Origin of the sequence: Geobacillus sp. FJAT-46040 (assembly GCF_002335725.1) — a bacterium.
GTDB lineage: Bacteria > Bacillota > Bacilli > Bacillales > Anoxybacillaceae > Geobacillus > Geobacillus thermoleovorans.
Genome location: NZ_NISS01000001.1, coordinates 3326301 through 3327951 on the forward strand (window position 1 = coordinate 3326301; position 1651 = coordinate 3327951).

Here is a 1651-nt window from a genome sequence, read left to right on the forward strand (position 1 = left end):
TTCGCTTTTTTGAAAGACCCTTTTTTCACGGATGAGATCTATGTCAAAAAGCCAGAACGAGTTGCGGTATTGGGCTATTTGTTTCTCTTGGCCTTGGCCATTTACCGCGTCTTTCAGCGCCGGGTGCGCCAGTTCATCACACCCGAACACCCATTAAAGGGCGCCGGAGGCCGCAAGCTGACCCGACCGACGGGGCAGGCGATTTTCCAGCTGTTTCAATATGTGAACGTCGTCCTCCTGGAGCTGCCGGATGGACGCATCCAACGCTCACTGGATCGCTCCCTCACCCCTGAACAACGAAGGATTCTGCAGGGGTTGGGGCTGGATGAGAGCATTTACGTGTAACGTCATACGGAACGACCAGCGATGGTAAAAAAAGGATAGACATCGCTCGTCGTGTTGGTCAAAAAGTTATTCTGAAAAACTAAATAAAAAATCCTTTGTTTTGACCTTGTTAGGGTGCGAAATGTGAGTTCAACCTAAAGGGGGAAAGCTATCGATTGCAGGAAAAAAGGCTCCAACAAGAAAAACAGAAGGATCAATGAGGTCCTTCTGGGGAATTTTAAACCGGCGATTTTGGGGAAAAAATAATCGGCCTTGACATTTTTTCTTTTCTTATTTAATTCTATAAAACATATCCCTCATACTCTAATAATTAATTCGTTAACGAATAGTAATTCTACCAAAGTAAAAACGACAGTCTTTCGCATATACATATGAGTTATATGCTTCTGCAATTGCAGCTGCACCAGCTCCAACTGCTGTTAAAGTTGCTACAATAGGTCCCCATCCAGTAGGAGCAGTAATAGCCGCAATTAAAGGTGAAGTAGCAGCTGTTCCCATTGCAGCACTGAATCTTAATTCTGCTCCTCTAAGGTTGTTTACAGAATTTCTAAAGCTCTGAAGATCAGAACTATTATTTGATGTTTCTGTCGGATTTTTAGACTTTCCTTCACATTGCACAACCCATATTTTTTGTGTGTATACATAATATTTAAACTTACCACTTAAATTGGAACCACTATCAATTAACGAAAAAGACATAGGAGAAATTTGTGAGGATTGTAACTGTTCTCCGTTGTATTGGGTTTCAAACGTTTTTGAACTAAAAACATTTTTTTCTATTTTAGTTTTTTTACCCGTGGTGCTAGTTGAGCGTCAGCGCTCAACCAGCCCTAGTGTGACCAAGGAATAAGCCAACAAGATGCCATCGAGTGCCACTTCAAACCCGGCCATGGAATTCGCTCGAATGTCGGTGATCCGGTATTGGTCTACGAGAATCGAAAACACCGTCTCGATGACTTTGCGTTTTTTTTGGATCCATTCTTCCCATGCCTTGGATGGGCCGTGCTTTTGATTGTGTCGAGACGGTGTCCAGAACGCGACTTGGTGTTCTTCGTACAGCTTTTCTCGAAGAGCGTGGCTGATGTACCCTTTGTCCCCAAAGTTGTAGGGATGAGGGATTTGAGTCATCACCGTTTCAGCGGCTTTGACGTCGTGGCAGGACGCTTCCGTCACGACATAGCCCATGGCCAGCCCTTGATTGGTCACTTGAAGATGCAGCTTGAAACCGTAGTACCATTGCTTTTTGGAAGCACAATACCCCATATCCGCGATCCCTCGAAATCGCTTGACGCGCTGCATTCTCACG

At 44.5% G+C, this 1651-nt stretch carries 3 pseudogenes; 1 reads left to right on the top strand and 2 read right to left on the bottom strand.

What is annotated here, in order from left to right:
- A pseudogene (locus tag CD000_RS17710) lies at positions 1–345 on the top strand (IS1634 family transposase); the annotation flags it as partial.
- Between the two features lie 318 nt (positions 346–663).
- Here CD000_RS17710 and geo26A read toward each other — a convergent pair.
- Together geo26A and CD000_RS17715 are read right to left on the bottom strand one after the other, a co-directional pair.
- A pseudogene (geo26A, locus tag CD000_RS18340) lies at positions 664–1137 on the bottom strand (geobacillin 26); the annotation flags it as partial.
- A gap of 21 nt (positions 1138–1158) precedes the next feature.
- Positions 1159–1651 (bottom strand): annotated as a pseudogene (locus CD000_RS17715) (IS982-like element ISGsp1 family transposase); the annotation flags it as partial.